This window comes from Sodalis ligni (genome assembly GCF_016865525.2).
Lineage (GTDB): Bacteria > Pseudomonadota > Gammaproteobacteria > Enterobacterales > Enterobacteriaceae > Acerihabitans > Acerihabitans ligni.
Map to the genome: position 1 here is coordinate 4,300,900 of NZ_CP075169.1, position 22,683 is coordinate 4,323,582.

Below are 22,683 nucleotides of genomic sequence, written 5' to 3' on the forward strand. Positions count from 1 at the left end.
TCAGGCGCCGTTCTTCACCTCAAGCACCTCGCGGATCCGCGCTTTGTACGTATCCAGCTTCTGCGGCGTCAGCATGCGGCGCTCATCATCCAGCACCACGCCGCCGCAATCATCGGCGATACGCTGCGCCGATTGCAGCATGAGTTTAAAGTTCTGATTAGCGTCGCCGTAGGAAGGCACCATCATGAACATCGACACGCCGGGAGTGGTGAAGGAGCCCATTCCTTCCGGATCGAAAGACCCCGGTTTCACCATATTCGCCAGGCTGAACAGTACCGGGCCGCTGCCCGCCGGATTGAGGTGGCGGTGGAAAATATTCATTTCACCGAACTGCAATCCCGACTGCAGTATGCTTTGCAGCAGCTCCTCGCCGCCTATGAGCGTGCCGTTGTGAGCGGCGACATGCAGCACCAGCACCGTCTCTTTGCGTTTAACCGGTTCCGCCGGCTCCTGCGGCGAACGGCGCTCTTCCCCGGCGGGGACCGATGCCGACGACGTGGGGACATGCCTGAGGTCATCGTCGCCGAACAGCTCCGGCTGATGGGCCGAAGCCGCCGGCTCCTCGGCGCGGGCCGATGCGCGCTTGGCGAAAAAGGATTTATGGCGGGGTCTCGGCGCGGCCGCGGGCTCTTCGTCTTCTTCCGACGCGTCATCCAGCAGGGGATCGAAATCCGATCTGGAACGCGCCGGCGTTTTTAACACCTCCGGCGGCCTGGAATCATGTTCAGGGGTATCAAATTGCCCAAACGAAGGTTCGTCGGTTCGCAGCTTGGTAACCCGAACCTCGCCCACACCTTCGTCACGCTCTTCAAGCGGAGGCTCGTCCTGTTCCTGACGATCTTGTTTCAGTCGTTTAACCGGTCGATCGCGAAAAACCGATGAGCGCTCTTTACGGCTGGTCCACAGGCCGTGTAATAGCAACGCTATGATAGCGATCGCACCAACAACGATTAATATCAGACGCAAATCCTGCATCATTGCCATCTCAGTTGTTCTAATTCATTGCCAACGCGGCAAACATTTACTCTCTTAACTCTATTTGCCTGCGTAGACAAGTGCAAGTCCGCACGGTACTTTCTGACAATAAAGATAGCGTCAGCACATTTTTGCTGTTTTTCGAACAAAAGTCCCAAAACAGCAGAATTTCATGATAACCCATACACCAATTTTTCTTTTATCGGTGAGAAAACGGCGAAAAAATGCTTAACGACATAAAATCCCGTAGTGGCTTCCATTATTTTGTCCGCGGATGGCGATTGATTACCCTGCCCGGCATCAGGCGATTTGTCATTCTGCCGCTGCTGGTGAATATTTTACTGCTGGGGGGCGCTTTCTGGTGGCTCTATTCCCGTCTGCACCTGTGGATCCCGCAATTGGTGGAACATATGCCCGCCTGGCTGCACTGGCTGGGCTATATCATCTGGCCGCTCTCCATTCTGGCGGTGGTTCTGATCTTCAGCTATTTTTTCAGCACCGTGGCCAACGCCATCGCCGCCCCGTTCAGCGGCATGCTGTCGGAGCAGTTGGAGGCGCGGCTGACCGGCCGGCGACTGCCCGACAGCGGGGTGGTGGCGCTGCTCAAAGACTTGCCCCGGGTCATGCTCCGCGAATGGCTGAAGCTGCGCTATTACCTGCCGCGGGCGCTCATACTGCTGATTCTGCATTTTATCCCTGTTTTCGGCCAGACGGCGGCGCCGGTGCTGTGGTTTTTTTTCGGCGCCTGGATGATGACCATACAATATTGCGACTATCCTTTCGATAATCACAAAGTCGGTTTCGCGGCCATGCGCCATGCGCTGCGGCGCCATAAAATCCGCAATATGCAGTTCGGCGCCATGGTGGGGATTTGCACGGCGATTCCGGTGCTGAACCTGCTGATTATGCCGGTGGCGGTTTGCGGCGCCACCGCCATGTGGGTGGAGAGCTATCGTGACGAATTCACCAAACCCATGGGACAGTGAACCTGTTCTTAAAACTTATGTCTTAATAACATATCGATATACTTTTCTTTCACTTCCGTCATCAACCTGAAAGGGTATGCTCTGATTATCATTCCCTAGATTGGCATAAACAGTAAAGGATCGGTCATGAGCAATATTTACGAAGATAATTCCTATACCATCGGCCACACCCCGCTGGTACGTTTGAACCGCATCGGCAACGGCCGCATCCTGGCCAAAGTGGAATCACGCAATCCGAGCTTCAGCGTGAAATGCCGTATCGGCGCCAACATGATCTGGGACGCGGAAAAGCGCGGCGTCCTGAAACAGGGTGTGGAACTGGTTGAGCCCACCAGCGGCAATACCGGTATCGCGCTGGCTTATGTCGCGGCGGCGCGGGGTTATAAACTCACCCTGACCATGCCGGAAACCATGAGTATCGAACGTCGTAAATTGCTCAAGGCGCTGGGTGCCAACCTGGTGCTGACCGAAGGCCCGAAAGGGATGAAAGGGGCCATTGCCAAGGCCGAAGAAATCGTCGCCACCGATCCCAAGCGTTACCTGATGCTGCAGCAGTTCAGTAACCCGTCCAATCCAGCCATTCATGAACAAACCACCGGCCCGGAAATCTGGGAAGACACCGACGGCGACGTGGATGTCTTTATTGCCGGGGTAGACACCGGCGGTACCATCACCGGCGTGAGCCGCTATCTGAAGAACACCAAGGGCAAAAAGGTGATTTCCGTGGCGGTCGAGCCCACCGATTCACCGGTGATAAGTCAGGCGCTGGCAGGCGAAGAAATCAAACCCGGTCCGCATAAAATCCAGGGCATCGGCGCCGGATTCATCCCCGACAATCTCGATTTGAGCCTGATTGACCGCGTCGTCAAAATCACTAACGACGAAGCCATCAGCACCGCGCGCCGCCTGATGGAAGAAGAAGGCATCCTGGCGGGTATCTCCTCCGGCGCCGCCGTGGCCGCTGCCCTCAAGCTTCAGGAAGACGAAGCGTTCGCCAACAAAACCATCGTGGTGATCCTGCCCTCTTCCGGCGAACGTTATCTGAGCACCGCGCTTTTGCGGATCTGTTCACAGAAAAGAACTACAGCAATAAGTGTACGGCTCTTTGCCCACAATCCACCTCTAATAAGCACCCTTCCGGGTGCTTTTTGTGGACTGGATCATATTTTGCCCCTGCATAACTGATTTTGTTGGCTCTGCCTTGTATTTAAGCGGACAATTATTTCGATGTATGAAATTAATCAGGCTATTAATTGTTCTTGTAGCTGAATCGATTAATGCCCTATAGATTTTGATTAAAAACGGCATAATGATCGGTAGCGTAACGGCATAACAAAGCCTTCACAAGATTTAGCCAGAAATGCTTTTATACCGTTTTTGCTCGCATACATCTTCGCCTTTGTAACATACTCAGGCACTAACCATATAGGCTAAAGTCCGCCTTTAAGCTAAACTTTAGCCCCACAACATTGATATCATCTAATAAGTTGGGGAAACATAATGTTCCAGCAAGAAGTTACAATTACTGCACCTAACGGTCTTCATACCCGCCCCGCCGCACAATTTGTAAAGAAGCCAAAGGCTTCGTTTCCGACATCACGGTTAGTTCCAACGGTAAAGCGCCAGCGCCAAAGCCTGTTCAAATTACAAACCCTCGGCCTGACTCAGGGCACCGTCGTTTCCATTATCGCCGAAGGCGAAGACGAACAAAAGCGGTTGAACACCTGGTTAAATTGATGGCAGAGCTTGAGTAATCCCGGCTCGGTCTTTTAAGTCAACGCGAGATATGAGTGAGTAAGGTAGGGTTATGATTTCAGGCATTTTAGCATCACCGGGTATCGCCTTTGGTAAGGCGCTCCTCCTGAAGGAAGATGAGATTATCATCAACCGGAAGAAAATTCCTGCCAGCCAGGTTGAGCAGGAAATCGAGCGTTTTCTGGCCGGGCGTGCCAAAGCATCCGCACAGCTGGAAGCAATTAAAACCAAAGCCGGCGAAACCTTCGGTGAAGAAAGGAAGCAATCTTCGAAGGCCATATCATGTTGCTGGAAGACGAAGAGCTTGAGCAGGATATCATAGCCCTTATCAAAGACGAACTCGCGACGGCGGACGCCGCCGCTTATAACGTTATCGAGACCCAGGCCAAGGCGCTGGAAGAACTCGACGACGAATATCTCAAGGAGCGCGCCACCGATGTCCGCGATATCGGTAAACGGCTGCTGAGGAATATCCTCGGCATGCCGATCATCGATTTAAGCTCGATCAGCGAAGAAGTCGTGCTGGTGGCCACCGATTTGACGCCGTCGGAAACCGCCCAGCTCAATCTTGATAAGGTGCTGGGGTTTGTCACCGACCTGGGCGGCAGGACCTCTCATACCTCCATTATGGCCCGTTCCCTCGAACTGCCGGCAATCGTGGGCACCGGCAGCGTCACCAAGTCAGTGAGCAATGGTGATTATCTGATTTTGGACGCGGTGAATAACCAGGTCTATATCAATCCGACGCCGGAAAAAATCGAAGAACTCAAGGCGCTCTACAGCCAGTATGTGCAGGAAAAGACCGAACTGGCCAAACTCAAGGACCTGCCCGCCATTACCCTTGACGGCCATCAGGTGGAAGTCTGCGCCAATATCGGTACCGTGCGTGATGTGGCCGGGGCGGAACGCAACGGCGCCGAAGGCGTCGGCCTGTACCGCACCGAGTTCCTTTTTATGGACCGCGATACCCTGCCCAGCGAAGAAGAACAATTCCAGGCTTATAAAGCCGTGGCGGAATCCCTGTCCACCGGCTCCATCATTGTGCGGACCATGGATATCGGCGGCGATAAAGATTTGCCCTATATGAACCTGCCCAAAGAAGACAATCCTTTCCTCGGCTGGCGCGCCATCCGCATCGGGCTGGATCGCAAGGAAATGCTGCATGCGCAGCTGCGCGCCATTTTGCGGGCCTCCTCGTTCGGCAAGCTGCGTATCATGTACCCGATGATCATTTCGGTAGAGGAAGTGCGCGAACTGAAAGGCGAATTGGATCTGCTGAAAGATCAATTGCGCGGGGAAGGCAAGACGTTTGATGAAGAAATAGAAGTAGGCGTTATGGTGGAAACACCGGCCGCCGCCACCATTGCCCACCATCTGGCTAAAGAAGTGGATTTTTTTAGTATTGGAACAAATGACTTAACGCAATATACTCTGGCGGTGGATCGCGGTAACGAATTAATTTCGCATCTTTATAACCCAATGGCTCCCTCCGTGTTGACATTGATCAAACAGGTTATCGACGCATCCCACGCGGAAGGTAAATGGACCGGTATGTGCGGCGAGCTGGCAGGTGACGAACGTGCTACACTACTGTTATTAGGGATGGGACTGGATGAATTCAGCATGAGTGCTATCTCTATCCCGCGCATCAAGAAAATTATACGTAATACAAATTTTGGTGATGCAAAAGCGTTAGCAGAGGAAGCTTTAGCTCAGCCTACCGCGGAAGAGCTGATGAATCTGGTGAATAAGTTCATTGAAGAAAAAACGCTCTGCTGATTTCACGACGCTGACCCGATATAAATGCTTAGGAGAAGATCATGGGTTTGTTCGATAAACTGAAATCTCTGGTTTCCGATGATAAGAAAGACACGGGAAGCATTGAAATTGTTGCACCACTATCAGGTGAAATAGTTAACATTGAAGATGTGCCAGATGTCGTTTTCGCTGAAAAGATCGTCGGCGACGGTATTGCCATTAAGCCCAGTGGGAACAAAATGGTGGCACCGGTGGACGGCACCATTGGTAAAATTTTTGAAACCAACCATGCTTTTTCCATCGAATCGGACAGCGGCATCGAGCTTTTTGTCCATTTCGGCATCGATACCGTTGAGCTAAAGGGCGAAGGATTCAAACGTATCGCCCAAGAAGGTCAGCGCGTGAAAAAAGGCGACGTGGTTATCGAGTTTGATCTCCCGCTGCTGGAAAAAAAAGCAAAACCCACTCTGACACCGGTGGTCTTTTCCAACATGGATAAAATCAAGAAACTGATCAAATTATCCGGTAGCGTCGTAGTAGGCGAACCCCCGATCATCCGCAATAAAAAAAAACCGCCGGCAACCGGCGGGTTAACAGCAACGTTGTGAAATCTTGACCAGCGGCGGCACTCACTATAATCACAGTGAGTGCCGTTTGCGTTTTTGCATGTGCATGGCTAACGCCAATGGGGAATGCGGATAAGGATCAACAGCCCGCCGCCGGGTTCGTTATGCGCTTCCACCTGTCCGCCATGAGCCAGCGCCACTTTGCGCGTGATGGCCAGTCCCAGACCGTAGCCTTTGCCCGCCTGGGGGGAATTCACCCTGACAAAGGGGTCGAAGATGCTGGACAGTTTGCTCTCATCCACCCCTGGGCCTTGATCGCTCACCGTCACCACCAGCCAAGCATCTTCCCGGGTCAAGGTTACCGTGACCTGCTGACCCTGGGTGGAAAAACGCAGCGCATTGCGCACGATATTTTCCACCCCGCGCCGCATCATTTCCGCATTACCTTTGACGGTATAATCCTCCGGCTGATGGGCTATCAGCCGGATTTCCACTCCAGGGACCTGCGCCTCGTAGCGGGCGTCATTCACCACCGCCTCAAGCAGGCCCAGCAGGTCAAAATAGTCTTCCCCCGGCGTGCCCTGGTTTTCCGCACGGGACAGCGCCAGCAGTTCGCCGATCATCCGGTCCAGCCTGCCGGCTTCATGTTCAATGCGATCCAGCGAAGAGCCGACATTTTTCGGATTCTGGTGCGCCAGTCCGATAGCCAGCTGCAACCGGGCCAGCGGCGAGCGTAGTTCATGGGAGACATCGTGCAGCAGGGCCTCCCTGGCGCTCACCAGCACGTGCAGCCGCTCGGCCATGGCATCGAAATCCCGGGCCACATCGGTTATCTCATCATGGCGGCGGCGCATCACGGGATATAAACGCACCGTTAGATCTCCCTGGGCCACCCGGGCAAAGGCCCGGCGCAACTGCCGCATCGGCCGCGTCAGGTTCCAGGCCAGCAATAGGCTGAACAGCAATCCCACCGCCATGCCCAGCCAGAACAGCGGGCTGGGCATATGTAAAATGCTGCCGCGCGAACCGGGATGGGAGGACCGGCGCAACGATTGGATATCGTAGCGCAGTTGATACGCCCGGCCGTCGGGCAGCGTCACCTGCCGGGTAATGAAAGGCTCGGAAAAACGGCTTTGCTCCGATGGCGCGACGTCTGTGCCGGCAGCCGGACTTAAGCCGGGAGCCGGGCCGAATGAAAAGAATTGCCGCTGTGGGGCCGGCCAGTCGGCCATCAGGGCGTTCAGCGCCGGCAAACCGCCGCGGGCCATAACCGAGGCCGCCGAAGCTAACTGAAGCTCAGCCATGCGCCTGGCCATGCTCTCTTCAGGGGGTTCATGATGGCTGCCGTACAATGAAAAGCCCGCCCACAGCAGCTGGGTTATCAATAAAAATATCAGCCAGAATCCCAGCAGGATTTTCCAGAATAACCGTCCGCGGGTGCTCATTAACGGATCCGGTATCCTATGCTGCGTACCGTTTCAATGCTCAGGCTGCTGTCAGCCAGCAGCGCAAGCTTCTGCCGGATATTGCTGATATGCACATCCACGCTGCGATCGTAAGCCTCGCGGCGGCGCCCCAGCCCTTTTTCCGATAAATCGTCTTTCGATACCACGCGATCCGGCGTGCGCATCAGCAATTCGAGCAAATTGAATTCCGACGCGGTAAGGTCGAACGACTTGCCCTGCCAATGGCTGCTGCGCGTGGCCGGGTTTAACACCAGGTCGCCGTAAACCACCGCGCCCGCATCGGCCGGTTCCTCATGCTGCTCGTCAAAACGGCGCAGCACCGCCCGCAGGCGCGCCACCAGTTCACGGGGATAGCAGGGTTTGGGCATATAATCGTCGGCGCCCATTTCCAGCCCGATCACCCGGTCGATATTGTCCCCTTTGGCGGTCAGCATGATGATGGGGATTCGGCTGTCTTTACGCACCAGCCGCAGCACATCGGTGCCGCTCATGTCCGGCAGCATGATGTCCAGGATCATCGCGGTATAGTCACCTGACAACGCGCCCGACACGCCCTGTTTTCCCGTCGGGACCCATGACGTGGCAAACCCCTCGGCGGTAAGATAATCGCTCAGCATCTTGCCCAGTTCCTTGTCATCATCAACCAGTAAGATATTCATATTCGTTCTCCATTGAAGCCGCGACTGATTAAGGTATGCCCCGGCACAGCATAAATAACCAGAGTGTATGCTATGACCTGATAATGGCGCCGGCGTTCCAGGGATTATAGACTTCCTGTTACAATTATCGCGGTAATTACATTATTGTGGGCAGACATCATTTTTCCGCCGCCACGTCAATGGCGGCATGAGGGTATTACCGGGAGCGTGCGGGGGATACAGCAGCGACGTTGCTCATTAAAACACGCCGGTGGAAAGGTAACGATCGCCGCGATCGGCAATGATGGCCACAATCAGGCCGCCCGGCCGCTCGGCGGCAATCCTCAGCGCTCCCGCCACCGCGCCGCCGGAGCTGACCCCGCAAAAAATACCCTCTTCACGGGCCAGCAGGCGCATGGTCTCTTCGGCTTCGGATTGTCCGATATCCAGAATCCGGTCCACCAGTTCCGGACGGAATATTCCCGGCATATAGGACGGCGGCCAGCGGCGAATACCGGGTATGGCGCTACCCTCCTCCGGCTGCAGCCCGATGATCTGCACCTCGCCGCGCCGGCTTTTCAGAAACCGGGCGACGCCGGTGATGGTGCCGGTGGTACCCATGCTGGAAACAAAATGCGTTACCTTCCCCTCGGTTTGCCGCCAGATTTCCGGCCCGGTGGCCGCGAAATGCGCAAAGGCGTTGTCCGGGTTATTAAATTGATCCAATACGCGGCCCTCGCCCCGGCGCTGCATCTCCTGCGCCAGATCCCGCGCGCCCTCCATGCCCTGTTCCCGTGGCACCAGTATCAATTGAGCGCCATAGGCCCGCATGGCCGACTGCCGCTCCATGCTCATATTATCAGGCATCAGCAGCGTCATCCGGTAACCTTTCAAGGCGGCGATCATCGCCAGGGCGATACCGGTATTGCCGCTGGTGGCCTCGATAAGCCGGTCGCCGGGAATAATTTCGCCGCGCAGCTCCGCCTGTTGAATCATCGCCAGCGCGGCGCGATCTTTCACCGACCCGGCGGGGTTATTCCCTTCAAGCTTGACCCGGATATCACAGCCGGTTTCCCGCCCCAGGCGCTGTAATGCCACCAGCGGGGTATTGCCTATGCATTGCTCTAGTGTTGTCACGGCCGAATTCCGATAAAGACCAGCGGCCATCGGGCCGCATTGAAGGGAGTGGGCAGATCGCGAAAAATCATGAGTTATCAATAATTCATAAAATACATCAATTTTTATAATATCAGATTATATATAAAATAAAACCGGTCCCGATGGCGCGGCCCCGGTCAGGCGCTTTCGGCCAGCGCCATGGATTGCAGGGCCTTATCGCCGACGTACAGACGGGCGTTCCGGCCGCTCAGATAATAACGTTCGCCTCTGTGCGGCGGCATGGTGCCGGCCAGCGGCAATACCACGCTCAGGGGCTCATGATGCCAGCCCGCCGGCTGGACAATGAGCTGCCAGTAATGGCCGCGGGGACTGATATCGCTCACCACTACCGGCAGTTGGCAGTGTTCACCGGGCTGCGAGCTGATTTCCATCTCCCAGGGGCGCAGGAACAGGTCTATTTTGCCCTGGTATGCCGGCGTATAGGACAACGGCCAGTGGTAGCCGCCCACATGGATTTGCGACCCGCGGATCTCCCCGTCAAGGCGGTTCACCTCTCCCATGAACTCCAGCACAAACCGGCTGGCCGGTTCGCGCCACACTTCCGCCGGCGTACCCACCTGCTCGATATTGCCCTGGCTCATCACCACCACCCGATCCGCCACTTCCATGGCTTCTTCCTGATCGTGGGTTACAAAAACGCTGGTGAATTTCAGATCGTCGTGCAATTGGCGCAGCCAGCGGCGCAGCTCTTTGCGCACCTGGGCATCCAGCGCGCCGAAAGGTTCGTCCAGCAACAGCATCTCCGGCTCCACCGCCAGCGCGCGCGCCAGGGCGACCCGTTGTTTTTGCCCGCCGGAGAGCTGCGAGGGGTAGCGATTGGCCAAATGGCCCAGTTGCACCATCTCCAGCAGCCGGGCCACCTTTTGCCTGATGGCGGCGCCATTAGGACGTTCGCGACGCGGCAGGACGGTCAGGCCGAAGGCGATATTGTCGGCGACGGTCATATGGCGGAACAGCGCATAGTGCTGGAAAACAAATCCCACCTTGCGATCCCGGGCGTGAATATGGCTGACGTCCCGGCCGCCGAAGCGCAGGTAACCGCTGTTATGATGCTCAAGCCCGGCAATGATGCGCAATAAAGTGGTTTTGCCGGAACCCGACGGCCCCAGCAGCGCCACCATTTCGCCGGTCGAGATATCAAGGGAGATGTCGTTCAGCACTTTGGTGCTGTCGAAATATTTGCTGATGTGATCAATCTCGATACTCATTGAGGATCCTCCTGTTGAAGATGGGCCTGCTGGCGCGCCAGGCGCCACTGCATGCCGCTCTTGAGGAATAACGTCACCATTGCCATCAGCGTCAGCAGCGCGGCGGCGGTAAACGCCCCGACGGTGTTGTAATCCTGATGCAGCAATTCAATCTGCAGCGGCAAAGTATAGGTTTCGCCGCGAATGGAACCCGATACCACCGCCACCGCCCCGAATTCGCCAATGGTGCGGGCATTGGTCAAAACCACGCCGTACAACAGCGCCCAGCGGATATTGGGCAGCGTGACGCGGCGGAACATTTGCCAGCCGGACGCCCCCAGCAGGATCGCCGCTTCATCCTCCTCGCTGCCCTGGCTAAGCATCACCGGCACCAGTTCACGTACCATAAAGGGGCAGGTCACAAAGATGGTGACCAATACCATGCCCGGCCATGAAAACATCAGCTGGATATTATGATTCTCCAGCCAGCCGCCAAGAGGGCCGTTGACACCGTAAAACAGCAGGCACAGCAAGCCGGCCACCACCGGCGATACCGCAAAGGGAATATCCAGCAGGGTCAGCAGCAATTGCCGGCCGCGAAAGTTAAAACGGGTCACCAGCCAGGCCAGCAGCGTACCGAACAGGATATTCACCGGTACGCAAATCAAGGCTATCAATACCGTTAGCCAAATAGCGTGCAGCATGTCCGCGTCACGCAGATTCTTCCACACCGCCACCAGCCCGTCCCCCAGGGCGGAGATAAAGATAAAGCCCAGCGGAATCACCAGTATCAGCAGCGAAATCACCACGCCGGTGCCTATCAAGGCCCACTTGGCCCAATTGGTGCGGGCGCGCACGGCGCCGTTGAAGACGGGCATATCGGCCATCAGTGTCCTCCCAGGCGTCGGCCAAAGCGTGACTGTAATACGTTGATGCCGAACAGCAGGATCAGCGACGCGGCCAATATCACCGACGCCACGGCGCTGGCGGCGGGATAATCGAATTCCTGCAGACGGATGAAAATCATCAGCGAGGTGACTTCCGTCTTCCAGGCAATATTGCCGGCGATAAAGATCACCGCGCCGAATTCCCCCAGGCTGCGGGTAAATGAAAGGGCGGTCCCGGCCAGCAGCGCCGGCGCCACTTCAGGCAACACCACCCGGCGAAAGGACTGCCAGCGGCCGGCCCCGAGGGTTTCCGCCGCCTCTTCGTATTCCGGTCCCAGTTCTTCCAGTACCGGCTGTATGGTACGCACCACAAACGGGATACTGGTGAACGCCATGGCCACGGCGATACCGAGCCAGGTGTAGGATACTTTAATGCCGAACTGCGCCAGCCAGGCGCCATACCAGCCGGTGGTGGAAAACAGCGTCGCCAGGGTCAGGCCGGCCACCGCAGTGGGCAGGGCAAAGGGCAAATCAATCAATCCGTCCAGCAGCCGTCGCCCCGGAAACTCGTAGCGGGTGAGGATCCAGGCCATCAACATGCCGAACAGCGCGTTAAACAGCGCGGCGACGCCGGCGGAAAGCAGCGTCACCTTATAGGCGGCAACCAGCTGCGGACCGGTTATCACCTGCCAGTATTGCTGCCAGGTCATTTGCGCCAGCTGCATCACCAGCGCGCTCAGCGGCAGTAATATAATCAGGCAGACAAACAGCAGACTGCTGCCCAGGCTCAGACCGAAGCCGGGCAGCACGCGTTTGCCGGGCATGGACAATATCATTGCCGGTGCCCTGCCGCGATCAGGCTATCCAGCTCGCCGCCGTCGCCAAAGTGGGTCTTCATCACCTGCGGCCAGCCGCCGAACTGATCTTCCACCCGGAAAAGCTGCACATCGGGGAATTTGTCCTTGGCGGCCGCCATGATGGCCGGGTCGTTGACCCGATAATAGAAACTGGAGATGATCCGCTGCGCCGCCGGGCTGTAGAGATAGTTCAGATACTCCTTGGCGGCCTGTTCGGTGCCGTTTTTCTCAACATTCTTATCCACCCACGCCACCGGGAACTCCGCCAGGATATTGGTCTTGGGGATAATGACCTCGTACTTGTCGTCACTGTACTGATGGCGGATATTGTTCACTTCCGACTCAAAGGAAATCAGCACATCGCCCTGGTTGCGCTCGGCAAAGGTGGTGGTGGCGCCGCGGCCGCCGGTATCGAATACTTCGACATTGGCGAGAAATTTCTGCATCCAGGCGCGGGTTTTCGCCGCATCGCCGCCGTCCGCCAGATTGGCGGCGCCCCAGGCCCCGAGATAAGCGTACCGGCCATTGCCGGAGGTCTTCGGATTCGGGAACACCAGCTTCACATCCCCGCGCGCCAGATCGCTCCAGTCATGAATGTTTTTCGGATTACCCTTGCGCACCAGAAAACCCATGGTGGAATAGAAAGGAGAGCTGTTGTGGGGCAAACGGCTTTGCCAGTCGGCGGGGATCAGGTTGCCGCGATCGTGCAAAATCTGCACGTCGGTAACCTGGTTATAGGTGACCACATCGGCCCTTAATCCCTGCAGGATAGCCAGCGCCTGTTTGGACGATCCGGCATGGGATTGCTTGATGGTCAGCGTATCCCCCGGATGTTCCTTTTGCCATTGCTGCTCGAACGGCGGGTTCAGCGCCACGAACAGCTCCCGCGCCACGTCATAGGAGCTGTTAAGCAGCTCGGTGGACTGCGCCGGAACACAAGCCAGCAATAATGCCGCGATACCGCCCTTTATTGCACGGCCTGTAAACAGCGTTCGATTCATTCTATGCCTTAGTCGGAGTGATGCGGATAGGGTCTTTGAGGGTTAGTTTATTTATAACTGGGGTATAACCTGTAACGGTTTTATATATCCTTTTGTGCTTTGGCAGCATGAAAAGCTATAAGCCCCCGGATGGTGCAAAAATATGACAAACGGCGTGTCCGTTATCGGGGTAAAGCGGCGGCGTTTAACGGCCCATAATCAATGAAGGCGAGCTTGTTGACAAAGTGCTCGGTCGGGGCAAGCTGCCGGATCGTAAACACGCCGTAAATACTTCCTTGTAGGCTCGATCCGCGCGATTACGGCTACCCTCCCTGGTAGCCTGCGCCGCCTTATTGACTCCGAGTATGTTTGTCAGCAATCTGGCGCCACCGTTCCGGTGGCGCCATTTATTATTGTGCGGCGTTAGCCTGCCAGACGATTTTGCTTATCTGCCAGTCTTTCAGGGTGTCGTCGGCGGGCATCAGCGAATCGGGTCCGTGCCAGCTGCCGGTAAAGACGTAGCTCACGTGCGCACTTTGCGGCGCGGCGCAGACCACGCCGTCCTGATCCTCATCCGTGCCCTTGCGGCAGGCGCCGAAGGCTTTACTGTAGAGCGAACTGAAACGGTCGCCGATCTTGACGCCCCATTCGGTGGGCACGGTCTTATCCGCTACCACCACCCGTTCAACCCGGCCGGCGGAAGAACCGTATACCGTCAGTTTCACCTCGTTGTCCTTTACCGCCTGGTAAAACGACCGGATACCGCCGTTATGGGTTTCCATACCGTTGCGCAAACGGTAATCGTTGTTCAACGCTTTATTCAGCGCCTGCTGGTCCAGCGCAGTGCCGGCGTTGATGCCCCCCACCCCGCTGTCCTTAACGGTGACCGCGCTGCCGAACCAGTTAAACGGCGACAGGCTCGACCATGAGAAGTCGGATAGGGTAGAACAACCGGCCAACAGGATGGGTAGCCCGATGACTAACGGGCGTAACTGCTTCATATTTTCTCCTTAAAAACGGCAAAGACGGCATGGATTTCCACGCACCGCCATTGGATACCGCCGGGGCCAAAAAGTGCCATAATTTCACATGCGGCGCCGGCGGTGCGTTAATGTCTGATTTACCCAAAGTTTTTCCTGAAAACTCGCAAACCCTGCCCGCTGTGCCATGCTTAACCTGGCTGAGACAAAGAGAGGATACGGGATGAAAAAATGGGCTATGGCCGCGCTGATTGCGTTTTTTGGACTGCCGGCATTGGCGCAATCCGGCGGCTTTCACGGCGATGAACCGCCTCCGCCGCCGAATAAGCAGGAAAGCGGCTATCGGGGAACCGTGGACGCCAGGCACACCAGCATCGCTTCGGCCAAACGAATGAAGACAAATGCCTGGGTTACGCTGGATGGTCATATCGAAAAAAAGATCGGCAATGATAAATATTTTTTCCGCGACGCCACCGGTACCGTTCTCCTGGAAATTAGAGGGGATAAATGGAACGGCCAGGAAATCAAGCCCAAAGATCTGATCAGCATCAGCGGACGCCTGTTGAAAGATCGCCACGGAACCCATATCAACGTCGGGCGAATTCTGAAACAATAATGTTATCCCGCCGGGGCCCGCAGCACTGCGGCCCCCGATTAATATTCCTGATCCACAATCAACCGCTTACCCAGCGTCACGCTGTCCACCAATTCGTAGTCCAGCTTTTCATACATACCAATCACCGCTTCGTTATCCTCCCGCACCATCAGCTGGATTTTCGGGCAACCGCGGGCGATAAGTTTTTTCTCCAAACGGCTGATGAGCGCATTGGCAATACCGCGCCCGCGAAAATCCGGATGTACGCCGAGATAATAAGCTGAACCGCGATGGCCGTCGTAACCGCCCATGACGGACCCCACCACTTCTCCCGCCACTTCGGCGACCATAAACAAATCGGGATCGTAATTCAATTTCCGTTCAATATCCATTTCCGGATCGTTCCAGGGGCGCAATAAATCACAGCGTTCCCACAGCGTAATCACTTCTTCAAAATCGTCTTGGCGAAATACACGGATTTCCATAGCTGACCGCCGTTATCTCAGATAATAAACTTACTATACCCTTAATAATTCGAGTAGCAGGAAGGCGGCGACGCAGCGGCCCCGAAGGGGCGAAGCCCATGGAGGGGCCGAGTATTGCCAACGCGCCTGCAACTTGAAGTATGACGGGTATAAATTGAATATCACGTTATTTCCCATAAAGGCAAATAACATTATCCCGCGCAAGACCTTTTACCGCCGGGGCAATTAAAGCGACCGGGCAATAGATGGACATAGTTCCTTTGTCGCTCCTTTCGCGGGACTATGTTATACCCTAACATTTCCGGCCTGTTTTCAGTGAACTATCCCTCATTATTATGGTAATGAACAAAAATCATCGCGAATCCCTGCTTACTGTTCTACAGAGCCGCCGTCGGCTATTGCTGTCCGGCCTGGCCATGTTCGCCATGGCTAACCGTTCGGTCATGGCGGCGGACGGCCTGCTGCGCACCGGCCAGCCTCAGCGGAAAGACGCCGGCAGGCCCCGCTGCGTCATGATAGATCCCGGCCACGGCGGCATCGACCCCGGCGCAATCGGCCATCTGGGTATCGAGGAAAAACACGTGGTATTACGCATTGCCAATAAGGTTCGGGCCAACCTGGCGATGCAGCCTCATATTCAAACCAGACTGACCCGTGAACAAGACGAGTTCATTCCCTTATTTCGACGGGTCGAACTGGCGCAGGAACACCGGGCGGATCTTTTTGTCTCCATCCATGCCGATGGCTTTACCGACGCTTCCGCAGCCGGCGCATCGGTTTTTGCCCTGTCCAACCGCGGCGCCAGCAGCGCCATGGCCGCCTACCTTTCCAATCGGGAAAATGCCGCCGACGACGTGGCGGGAGCAAAATACAAACAACAAGATAATTACCTACAGCAGGTCCTGTTCGATCTGGTGCAAACCGACACCATCAAAAACAGCCTGACGCTGGGCCGCCATCTGCTCAACCATATCCGCCCGGTCCACCAGCTGCACAGCCAGCATACCGAGCAGGCGGCTTTCGCCGTGCTCAAATCCGCATCGATGCCCTCGGTGCTGGTGGAAACGTCTTTTATTACCAACCATCGGGAAGAGCAGTTGCTGGAAACCACTGATTTTCAGGATCGTATCGCCCTAGCCATCAGCAAAGGAATAATGGATTTTTTTGACTATTACGACGCTCATGAACGCCATTTCACCAGTAATAGCGGAGGTTGACCGGCGTTACCCATTAGGCATGGCCCCAGCAGAAGGTTATACTGGATACCGTTTATAACGTATAACGGCGCGCCATCAACCATGAGTGAGTTGAATGAATCAACCCGATATTGAGCATATCAAAGATTATCTGCTTGCTTTACAAGACCGGATTTGCGCCGCCCTGAGCGGCGAGGACGGCGGCGCGGCGTTCAAAGAGGACATCTGGCGGCGGGAAGAAGGCGGCGGCGGACGCAGCCGCGTTTTGACCGGGGGCAGCGTGTTCGAACAGGCCGGCGTCAGCTTTTCCTACGTGTCCGGAGAAACGCTGCCCGCCTCCGCCACCGCCCACCGTCCCGAACTGGCCGGACGGGCTTTCCAGGCGCTGGGGGTTTCGCTGGTGGTCCATCCCCTTAATCCCTATGTCCCCGCCAGCCATGCCAATGTTCGTTTTTTTATGGCCGAAAAACCCGATGCGCCCCCCGTCTGGTGGTTCGGCGGCGGTTTTGACCTGACGCCGTTTTACGGCTTTCGCGAAGACGCGGAACACTGGCACCGCACCGCCCGCGATCTCTGCGCCCCCTTCGGCGAAGAAGTGTATCCCCGCTATAAAGCCTGGTGCGACAGCTATTTTTTCCTCAAGCACCGCAATGAAGCGCGCGGTATCGGCGGACTCTTCTTTGACGATCTGAACCAACCGGATTTTTCCCGGACATATGCCTTTGCCCGCGCCGTCGGAGAAGGTTATCTCGACGCTTACCTGCCCATCGTTCAACGGCGCCGGCATTTGCCCTGGGGCGAGCGGGAACGGCAGTTCCAACTCTACCGGCGCGGACGTTACGTTGAATTCAATCTGGTATGGGATCGCGGTACTCTCTTTGGACTACAATCCGGCGGACGTACCGAGTCTATCTTGATGTCCATGCCGCCGCTGGCGCGCTGGCAGTACGATTACCATCCGGAGCCAGAGAGTCCGGAAGCCGCACTGTACCGGGATTTTTTACCGGCGCGCGATTGGCTGTCACAGAGGGGGAACTAATGGCTATTTGGGTTGACGCCGATGCTTGCCCCAAAGTCATCAAAGAAATCTTGTTTCGCGCCGCACAGCGCGAATCCATCCAGACCACGCTGGTGGCCAACCAGACGCTGGCGGTACCGCCGTCACCCTTTATCCGCACCCTGCGCGTAGGCGCCGGGTTTGACGTAGCGGACAATGAAATCGTCCGACGCGTCGGCGTGGGCGATCTGGTGATCACCAGCGATATCCCGCTGGCGGCGGAGGTGATGGGGAAAGGCGCGGTGGCGCTCACTCCCAGGGGAGAACGCTACCGGCCTGAAACCATCCGTGAACGCCTCACCATGCGCGACTTTATGGACACCCTGCGCGCCAGCGGCATCCAGACCGGCGGGCCCCCGCCCCTCAGCCAGCGGGAACGCCAGGAATTCGCCCGGGAATTGGATCGCTACCTGCAGCAGTCAAGAGGATGATCGTTATAAGCGACCCGCCATCGGTTTCAACCATCAAAATAATCAGAAAAAGCGCATTTCATTCTCCGTCTTGTTGAGGCAGTGTTATCCTTTAGTTAACTCTTCCTTCAACAAGATGTACCATATCTTCCTTCATGGAGTTGAGAATGAACCAGCTAGAAGCGCTAAAACAATTCACCACCGTTGTGGCCGACAGCGGCGATATCGATTCGATCCGCCATTACACCCCGCAGGACGCCACCACCAATCCGTCATTGATCCTCAAAGCCGCCAGCCTCACCGCCTATCAGCCGCTGTTTGAAGACGCGCTGGCCTACGCCCGCAAGCAGGGCGGCACGCGGGAAACCCAAATTATCAATGCCAGCGACAAGTTAGCGGTGAATATCGGCGTGGAGATCCTGAAAAGCGTGCCGGGGCGAGTCTCCACCGAAGTGGATGCCCGGTTATCGTTCGATCGCGGCATGTGCGTCGCCAAAGCCCGCAAGCTGGTAGGCCTATACCATGAACAGGGGATCGATAAATCCCGCATCCTGATTAAGCTGGCGTCCACCTGGGAAGGCATCAAAGCGGCGGAAGAGCTGGAGCGCGAAGGCATCAACTGCAACCTCACCCTGCTGTTCTCCTTCGCCCAGGCCCGCGCCTGCGCTGAAGCCGGGGTTTATCTTATCTCCCCCTTCGTCGGCCGCATCTATGATTGGTATAATCAGCGCAAGCCCCTGGACCCCTACGATGTTGAACAGGATCCGGGCGTAAAATCGGTGCGTGCCATCTATGAATATTATAAACAGCATCGCTACCAAACGGTGATCATGGGCGCCAGCTTCCGTAAAACCGAACAAATCCTGGCGCTGGCCGGCTGTGACCGTTTAACCATTTCCCCGGCGCTGCTGGAAGAGTTGCACAAAAGCGACCTGCCGGTAGAACGCAAGCTCACGCCGTCCACCACCGGGCTGCATCAGCCGGCGCCGCTGTCCGAACCCGAGTTCCGCTGGGAACACAATCAGGACCCGATGGCGGTGGACAAGCTGGCCGAAGGCATCCGTCAATTTGCGGTAGATCAGCAGAGCCTGGAAGATCTCCTCTCGGCAAAACTCTAATTCGCGGAGCCTGTATGACTACACGTAAAGTACTGGCCAACGCCATCCGCGCATTAAGCATGGATGCGGTGCAAAAAGCCAATTCCGGCCACCCCGGCGCGCCGATGGGCATGGCCGATATCGCCGAAGTCCTCTGGCGAGACTTTCTGCAGCACAATCCCGCCAATCCGAAATGGATGGACCGGGATCGTTTCATCCTCTCCAACGGCCATGGCTCGATGCTGCTTTACAGCCTGCTGCATCTTACCGGCTATAACCTGCCGATGTCCGAACTGCAAAACTTCCGCCAGCTGCACTCCAAAACGCCGGGCCACCCGGAATACGGCTACACCGATGGCGTTGAAACCACCACCGGCCCCCTCGGGCAGGGCATCGCCAACGCGGTGGGTATCGCCATCGGCGAACGTACCCTGGCGGCGCAGTTCAACCGTCCGGGCCACGATATCGTCGATCATTATACCTATGTCTTTCTCGGTGACGGCTGCATGATGGAGGGGATCTCCCACGAGGTTTCCTCTTTGGCCGGCACCATGAAACTGGGCAAGCTGGTGGCGTTCTACGACGACAACGGCATTTCCATTGACGGCCACGTGGAGGGCTGGTTCACCGACGATACCGCCAAACGGTTTGAAGCCTACGGCTGGCACGTGGTGCGCGGCGTGGACGGCCATGACAGCGACGCGGTAAAGAGCGCCATTGAACAGGCCAAGGCCATTACCGACAAACCCTCGCTGCTGATGTGCAAAACCGTTATCGCCTTCGGCTCGCCGAACAAGGCCGGTACCCATGGCGCCCACGGTGCGGCGCTGGGTAACGACGAAGTAGCCGCCACCCGCCAGCATTTGGGCTGGACCTCGCCGCCGTTTGTTATCCCGCAGGAGATTTACGACGCCTGGGACGCCAAAGCCGCCGGCGCCGCCCGCGAGGCCGCCTGGAACGAAAAATTCGCCGCCTACGAACAGGCCTACCCGGAGCTGGCGGCGCAGTTCAAGCGCCGCACCGAGGGTCGACTGCCCGATGACTGGCAGCGGCAAAGCCAAGCCTATATCGAAAAGCTACAGGCCAACCCGGCCAAGATAGCCAGCCGCAAGGCATCGCAAAACGCCCTGGAAGCATACGGTCCGCTGCTGCCGGAGCTGTTGGGCGGTTCTGCCGATCTCGCCCCCAGCAATCTGACTATTTGGTCGAAGTCGGTTCCCCTGGCGGAGGATCCGGCGGGCAACTATATCCACTACGGCGTGCGCGAGTTCGGCATGACCGCCATCGCCAATGGTATCGCCCATCATGGCGGCTTCGTACCCTATACCGCCACCTTCCTGATGTTCGTGGAGTACGCCCGCAACGCGGTGCGTATGGCGGCCCTGATGAAAGCACGGCAGATTATGGTCTATACCCATGACTCTATCGGCCTGGGGGAGGACGGCCCAACCCATCAGCCGGTGGAACAACTGGCCAGTCTGCGTCTGACGCCGAATATGAGCACCTGGCGGCCCTGCGATCAAGTGGAAACCGCGGTGTCCTGGCAGCAGGCCGTTCAGCGCCATAACGGCCCCACCGCGCTGATTCTTTCCCGGCAGAATCTGGCCCAGCAGGAACGTACGCCGCAGCAGTTGTCGGATATTGCCCGCGGCGGCTATATCCTCAAAGATGCCGACGGCGCCCCTGAGCTGATTATCATCGCCACCGGTTCGGAAGTTGAACTGGCGGTATCCGCCTGGGAAAAGCTGAGTAAGGAAGGCCGGAAGGTGCGGGTGGTATCGCTGCCCTCCACCGATGTATTCGACCTGCAGGATGCGGCATATCGCGAAGCGGTGCTGCCGGGTACGGTATCGGCGCGGCTGGCCATTGAAGCCGGTATCGCCGATTACTGGTATAAATATGTGGGATTGAAGGGGGCCATCGTCGGTATGACCACGTTCGGCGAATCGGCACCGGCCGAGGCGCTGTTTGAAGCGTTTGGCTTTACCATTGAGAATGTCATGGAAAAAGCCCGCTCCCTGCTGCATTAAGGCGCTATGCCACCGCGCCCCGCAAGCTTTCAGCCAGATACTCGGCCCACAGGCCGGCTATCCACTTCACCCCCTTTACGGTGAAGCGCGTCTGGGAAAAGGGATGGCGGCTTTCACTGGTGCCGGTATGGACTTCAAAACGTCCGGCATCCAGGTGCTGCCGATGAGGGGTCAGCACGCCGCCTAGGCGGTACATGATTTGGCGCTCCAGCAGGAACCGCCGAAAATCCGCCTCTTTGACCTTCAGCAGCTTGCAGACCTGGCGAAAGCCCATAGCCTCTTCCACCACGACATAGCGATCAAAAAAATCCGCTTTCGGCGCGATGAGGGCCACACGCCTTTCCAGGGCCTGGCGCCGCTCATACTCCTCGGCCCAGGCACGGGCGGCCACCGCCGGATTGGTAAAATCGGGCAGGTCGTGCTGCAACTCCCGTTCATGCCAGCGGTCGAGGACCAACGGCGTGAAGGACGGGGACAAACGCGCGATGACCATCAGCGAATCCCTCTTGTTCAACTGATATTCCTGACGGATTTTCCCCTCCCGCTGATAGTCCGATGTACATAACGGCTGGGGGAATCGCCGGCTGGTTTCCAGGCTTTTGATCAGGCGCGTCACTTCGCCATGAGGGGTCCCGGTCAAGTCGGCCAGTTCACGGCTGCTCATCGAGACCGTTTGATGAAGGGTTTCAAAACCCGCTGCGGATATCTTCATCTCGTTCACCACTTAGTGTCGGAAAGCTACAGCTCCTCATAGGGAGTTGGTTAAATATACAACACTACTGTGTATATATCCAGCACTGCGTTACAGGTTCAGGTAATCCCTGTGCATTGTCCATGGGTGCCAAGCGCAGGCACCGAGGGCTTTACGGGCTATAACGCACAGGTTTGATCATGTTTGAACAAGGTATTGATAGCGATTTACCCAATCATCATTCAGACAATAATCCCAACGGGACGCTGACTTATGCCTTTAACCACCCCTTTAATTGGGCATGCTGCAACAGCATGATGGTTTTTCCGTCCCGGATGCGTCCGTCCCGCACCATTGCCAGGGCTTCGCCAAAGGTCAATTCCACCACCTCAATATCCTCATCCTCAATGCCGCCGCCCTCATTATCGCGGCTGGACTCGTCATATTCAGCGGCGAAGAAATGCACAATTTCGGTTACGCCTCCGGGGGACATATAGGCGGAGAACAATTTCTCCACTTTACCCACGGCGTAACCGGTTTCTTCTATCGCCTCGCGCCGGATGCACTCTTCCGGCGAATCGTCATCCAGCAAACCGGCGCAGGTTTCCAGCAGCATCCCGGTGGGATTGCCGTTCATATAGGTAGGCATACGGAATTGGCGAATCAGCACCAGCGTATTTTTCAGGCTGTTATACAACAAAATAGTGGCGCCATTGCCCCGGTCATAGACTTCGCGCATCTGCTGTACGGCGGTGCCGTCTTTTTTTTGCAGGCTGAATACCAATTTGCGCAGTACGAACCAGTGATCGGATAACAACTTATTTTCCAGTATTTTAATTTTCAACGGCATAGCGCCCTCTATAATCCGACAGAATGCGATGTAAGTGTGATCGGGATCATAACTCAAT

21 protein-coding genes and 2 pseudogenes are annotated in these 22,683 nt (G+C 56.5%); 11 read left to right on the forward strand and 12 right to left on the reverse strand.

Annotation, left to right across the window (positions count from 1 at the left end):
* Complete coding sequence (gene zipA, locus GTU79_RS20115) at positions 1–978, reverse strand: cell division protein ZipA (RefSeq protein ID WP_203523634.1); 978 nt, start codon at positions 976–978, stop codon at positions 1–3.
* A 221-nt stretch (positions 979–1,199) separates the two neighbouring features.
* On the opposite strand from zipA, the gene cysZ reads away from it, so the two are divergent.
* From cysZ to crr, 5 genes and pseudogenes are all read left to right on the forward strand, one after another.
* Positions 1,200–1,961 carry a sulfate transporter CysZ gene (gene cysZ / locus GTU79_RS20120; RefSeq protein ID WP_203523635.1) on the forward strand — a complete coding sequence of 254 codons (762 nt, stop codon included), beginning with the start codon at positions 1,200–1,202 and terminating at the stop codon, positions 1,959–1,961.
* A gap of 126 nt (positions 1,962–2,087) precedes the next feature.
* Positions 2,088–3,040 (forward strand): annotated as a pseudogene (gene cysK / locus GTU79_RS20125) (cysteine synthase A); the annotation flags it as partial.
* A gap of 421 nt (positions 3,041–3,461) precedes the next feature.
* Positions 3,462–3,698 carry an HPr family phosphocarrier protein gene (locus GTU79_RS20130; RefSeq protein WP_253073380.1) on the forward strand — a complete coding sequence of 79 codons (237 nt, stop codon included), beginning with the start codon at positions 3,462–3,464 and terminating at the stop codon, positions 3,696–3,698.
* A gap of 70 nt (positions 3,699–3,768) precedes the next feature.
* Positions 3,769–5,495: pseudogene (ptsI, locus tag GTU79_RS20135) on the forward strand (phosphoenolpyruvate-protein phosphotransferase PtsI).
* Positions 5,496–5,536: 41 nt separating this feature from the next.
* Positions 5,537–6,082 carry a PTS glucose transporter subunit IIA gene (gene crr, locus GTU79_RS20140; RefSeq protein ID WP_214513312.1) on the forward strand — a complete coding sequence of 182 codons (546 nt, stop codon included), beginning with the start codon at positions 5,537–5,539 and terminating at the stop codon, positions 6,080–6,082.
* A 68-nt stretch (positions 6,083–6,150) separates the two neighbouring features.
* Here the strand turns inward: crr and GTU79_RS20145 are convergent, their stop codons facing one another.
* The 8 genes from GTU79_RS20145 to GTU79_RS20180 form a co-directional block, all read right to left on the reverse strand.
* A complete protein-coding gene (locus tag GTU79_RS20145; protein ID WP_203523637.1) occupies positions 6,151–7,485 on the reverse strand; it encodes an ATP-binding protein in 1,335 nt (444 codons plus the stop codon).
* Positions 7,485–8,165, reverse strand: coding sequence for a response regulator transcription factor (locus GTU79_RS20150; protein ID WP_132927024.1), 681 nt, complete (start codon positions 8,163–8,165; stop codon positions 7,485–7,487). Before GTU79_RS20150 ends, GTU79_RS20145 begins: the two co-directional genes overlap by 1 nt.
* Before the next feature lie 237 nt (positions 8,166–8,402).
* Entirely contained in the window at positions 8,403–9,281 is an 879-nt protein-coding gene (gene cysM, locus GTU79_RS20155) for a cysteine synthase CysM (protein WP_203523638.1), read from the reverse strand.
* 158 nt (positions 9,282–9,439) lie between these two features.
* Positions 9,440–10,531 (reverse strand): sulfate/thiosulfate ABC transporter ATP-binding protein CysA, encoded by a 1,092-nt coding sequence (gene cysA / locus GTU79_RS20160; RefSeq protein WP_203523639.1) that lies wholly within the window; start codon positions 10,529–10,531, stop codon positions 9,440–9,442.
* A complete protein-coding gene (gene cysW / locus GTU79_RS20165) occupies positions 10,528–11,397 on the reverse strand; it encodes a sulfate/thiosulfate ABC transporter permease CysW (protein ID WP_132927018.1) in 870 nt (289 codons plus the stop codon). Before cysW ends, cysA begins: the two co-directional genes overlap by 4 nt.
* Positions 11,397–12,230 (reverse strand): sulfate/thiosulfate ABC transporter permease CysT, encoded by an 834-nt coding sequence (gene cysT / locus GTU79_RS20170; RefSeq protein ID WP_203523798.1) that lies wholly within the window; start codon positions 12,228–12,230, stop codon positions 11,397–11,399. The genes cysW and cysT overlap by 1 nt, the downstream gene beginning before the upstream one ends.
* Positions 12,230–13,255, reverse strand: coding sequence for a sulfate ABC transporter substrate-binding protein (locus GTU79_RS20175; protein WP_203523640.1), 1,026 nt, complete (start codon positions 13,253–13,255; stop codon positions 12,230–12,232). The genes cysT and GTU79_RS20175 overlap by 1 nt, the downstream gene beginning before the upstream one ends.
* Before the next feature lie 389 nt (positions 13,256–13,644).
* Positions 13,645–14,235, reverse strand: a complete 591-nt coding sequence (locus tag GTU79_RS20180) for an RpoE-regulated lipoprotein (protein ID WP_203523641.1) — start codon at positions 14,233–14,235, stop codon at positions 13,645–13,647.
* Between the two features lie 202 nt (positions 14,236–14,437).
* Here GTU79_RS20180 and GTU79_RS20185 point away from each other — a divergent pair, with 202 nt between their 5' ends.
* The gene (locus GTU79_RS20185; RefSeq protein ID WP_203523642.1) at positions 14,438–14,830 is read left to right on the forward strand and encodes a YgiW/YdeI family stress tolerance OB fold protein; all 393 of its coding nucleotides are present in this window, start codon (positions 14,438–14,440) and stop codon (positions 14,828–14,830) included.
* A 38-nt stretch (positions 14,831–14,868) separates the two neighbouring features.
* Here GTU79_RS20185 and GTU79_RS20190 read toward each other — a convergent pair whose 3' ends face one another.
* Complete coding sequence (locus GTU79_RS20190) at positions 14,869–15,294, reverse strand: GNAT family acetyltransferase (RefSeq protein ID WP_203523643.1); 426 nt, start codon at positions 15,292–15,294, stop codon at positions 14,869–14,871.
* Positions 15,295–15,635: 341 nt separating this feature from the next.
* Here GTU79_RS20190 and amiA point away from each other — a divergent pair, with 341 nt between their 5' ends.
* The 5 genes from amiA (at position 15,636) to tkt (ending at position 21,084) form a co-directional block, all read left to right on the forward strand.
* Positions 15,636–16,511 carry an N-acetylmuramoyl-L-alanine amidase AmiA gene (amiA, locus tag GTU79_RS20195; protein WP_253073381.1) on the forward strand — a complete coding sequence of 292 codons (876 nt, stop codon included), beginning with the start codon at positions 15,636–15,638 and terminating at the stop codon, positions 16,509–16,511.
* A 94-nt stretch (positions 16,512–16,605) separates the two neighbouring features.
* Positions 16,606–17,529, forward strand: coding sequence for an oxygen-dependent coproporphyrinogen oxidase (gene hemF / locus GTU79_RS20200; RefSeq protein WP_203523645.1), 924 nt, complete (start codon positions 16,606–16,608; stop codon positions 17,527–17,529).
* Complete coding sequence (locus GTU79_RS20205; protein ID WP_132927004.1) at positions 17,529–17,978, forward strand: YaiI/YqxD family protein; 450 nt, start codon at positions 17,529–17,531, stop codon at positions 17,976–17,978. Before hemF ends, GTU79_RS20205 begins: the two co-directional genes overlap by 1 nt.
* Positions 17,979–18,124: 146 nt before the next feature.
* The gene (gene tal, locus GTU79_RS20210) at positions 18,125–19,075 is read left to right on the forward strand and encodes a transaldolase (RefSeq protein ID WP_132927002.1); all 951 of its coding nucleotides are present in this window, start codon (positions 18,125–18,127) and stop codon (positions 19,073–19,075) included.
* 14 nt (positions 19,076–19,089) lie between these two features.
* The gene (gene tkt / locus GTU79_RS20215) at positions 19,090–21,084 is read left to right on the forward strand and encodes a transketolase (RefSeq protein WP_203523646.1); all 1,995 of its coding nucleotides are present in this window, start codon (positions 19,090–19,092) and stop codon (positions 21,082–21,084) included.
* A gap of 4 nt (positions 21,085–21,088) precedes the next feature.
* Here tkt and GTU79_RS20220 read toward each other — a convergent pair whose 3' ends face one another.
* Both GTU79_RS20220 and nudK read right to left on the reverse strand, forming a co-directional pair.
* Positions 21,089–21,796, reverse strand: a complete 708-nt coding sequence (locus GTU79_RS20220) for a phage antirepressor KilAC domain-containing protein (RefSeq protein WP_243701535.1) — start codon at positions 21,794–21,796, stop codon at positions 21,089–21,091.
* 250 nt (positions 21,797–22,046) lie between these two features.
* Complete coding sequence (nudK, locus tag GTU79_RS20225) at positions 22,047–22,625, reverse strand: GDP-mannose pyrophosphatase NudK (RefSeq protein ID WP_203523647.1); 579 nt, start codon at positions 22,623–22,625, stop codon at positions 22,047–22,049.
* Positions 22,626–22,683 lie beyond the last annotated feature (58 nt).

Coding starts and splice junctions, on each gene's coding strand:
- GTU79_RS20145 (WP_203523637.1), bottom strand. CDS start 7,485: ATGAGCACCCGCGGACGGTTATTCTGGAAAATCCTGCTGGGATTCTGG.
- nudK (WP_203523647.1), bottom strand. CDS start 22,625: ATGCCGTTGAAAATTAAAATACTGGAAAATAAGTTGTTATCCGATCAC.
- GTU79_RS20220 (WP_243701535.1), bottom strand. CDS start 21,796: ATGAAGATATCCGCAGCGGGTTTTGAAACCCTTCATCAAACGGTCTCG.
- GTU79_RS20185 (WP_203523642.1), top strand. CDS start 14,438: ATGAAAAAATGGGCTATGGCCGCGCTGATTGCGTTTTTTGGACTGCCG.
- cysW (WP_132927018.1), bottom strand. CDS start 11,397: ATGGCCGATATGCCCGTCTTCAACGGCGCCGTGCGCGCCCGCACCAAT.
- GTU79_RS20175 (WP_203523640.1), bottom strand. CDS start 13,255: ATGAATCGAACGCTGTTTACAGGCCGTGCAATAAAGGGCGGTATCGCG.
- tkt (WP_203523646.1), top strand. CDS start 19,090: ATGACTACACGTAAAGTACTGGCCAACGCCATCCGCGCATTAAGCATG.
- GTU79_RS20205 (WP_132927004.1), top strand. CDS start 17,529: ATGGCTATTTGGGTTGACGCCGATGCTTGCCCCAAAGTCATCAAAGAA.
- GTU79_RS20180 (WP_203523641.1), bottom strand. CDS start 14,235: ATGAAGCAGTTACGCCCGTTAGTCATCGGGCTACCCATCCTGTTGGCC.
- cysA (WP_203523639.1), bottom strand. CDS start 10,531: ATGAGTATCGAGATTGATCACATCAGCAAATATTTCGACAGCACCAAA.
- cysZ (WP_203523635.1), top strand. CDS start 1,200: ATGCTTAACGACATAAAATCCCGTAGTGGCTTCCATTATTTTGTCCGC.
- zipA (WP_203523634.1), bottom strand. CDS start 978: ATGATGCAGGATTTGCGTCTGATATTAATCGTTGTTGGTGCGATCGCT.
- amiA (WP_253073381.1), top strand. CDS start 15,636: ATGAACAAAAATCATCGCGAATCCCTGCTTACTGTTCTACAGAGCCGC.
- GTU79_RS20130 (WP_253073380.1), top strand. CDS start 3,462: ATGTTCCAGCAAGAAGTTACAATTACTGCACCTAACGGTCTTCATACC.
- GTU79_RS20150 (WP_132927024.1), bottom strand. CDS start 8,165: ATGAATATCTTACTGGTTGATGATGACAAGGAACTGGGCAAGATGCTG.
- GTU79_RS20190 (WP_203523643.1), bottom strand. CDS start 15,294: ATGGAAATCCGTGTATTTCGCCAAGACGATTTTGAAGAAGTGATTACG.
- crr (WP_214513312.1), top strand. CDS start 5,537: ATGGGTTTGTTCGATAAACTGAAATCTCTGGTTTCCGATGATAAGAAA.
- hemF (WP_203523645.1), top strand. CDS start 16,606: ATGAATCAACCCGATATTGAGCATATCAAAGATTATCTGCTTGCTTTA.
- tal (WP_132927002.1), top strand. CDS start 18,125: ATGAACCAGCTAGAAGCGCTAAAACAATTCACCACCGTTGTGGCCGAC.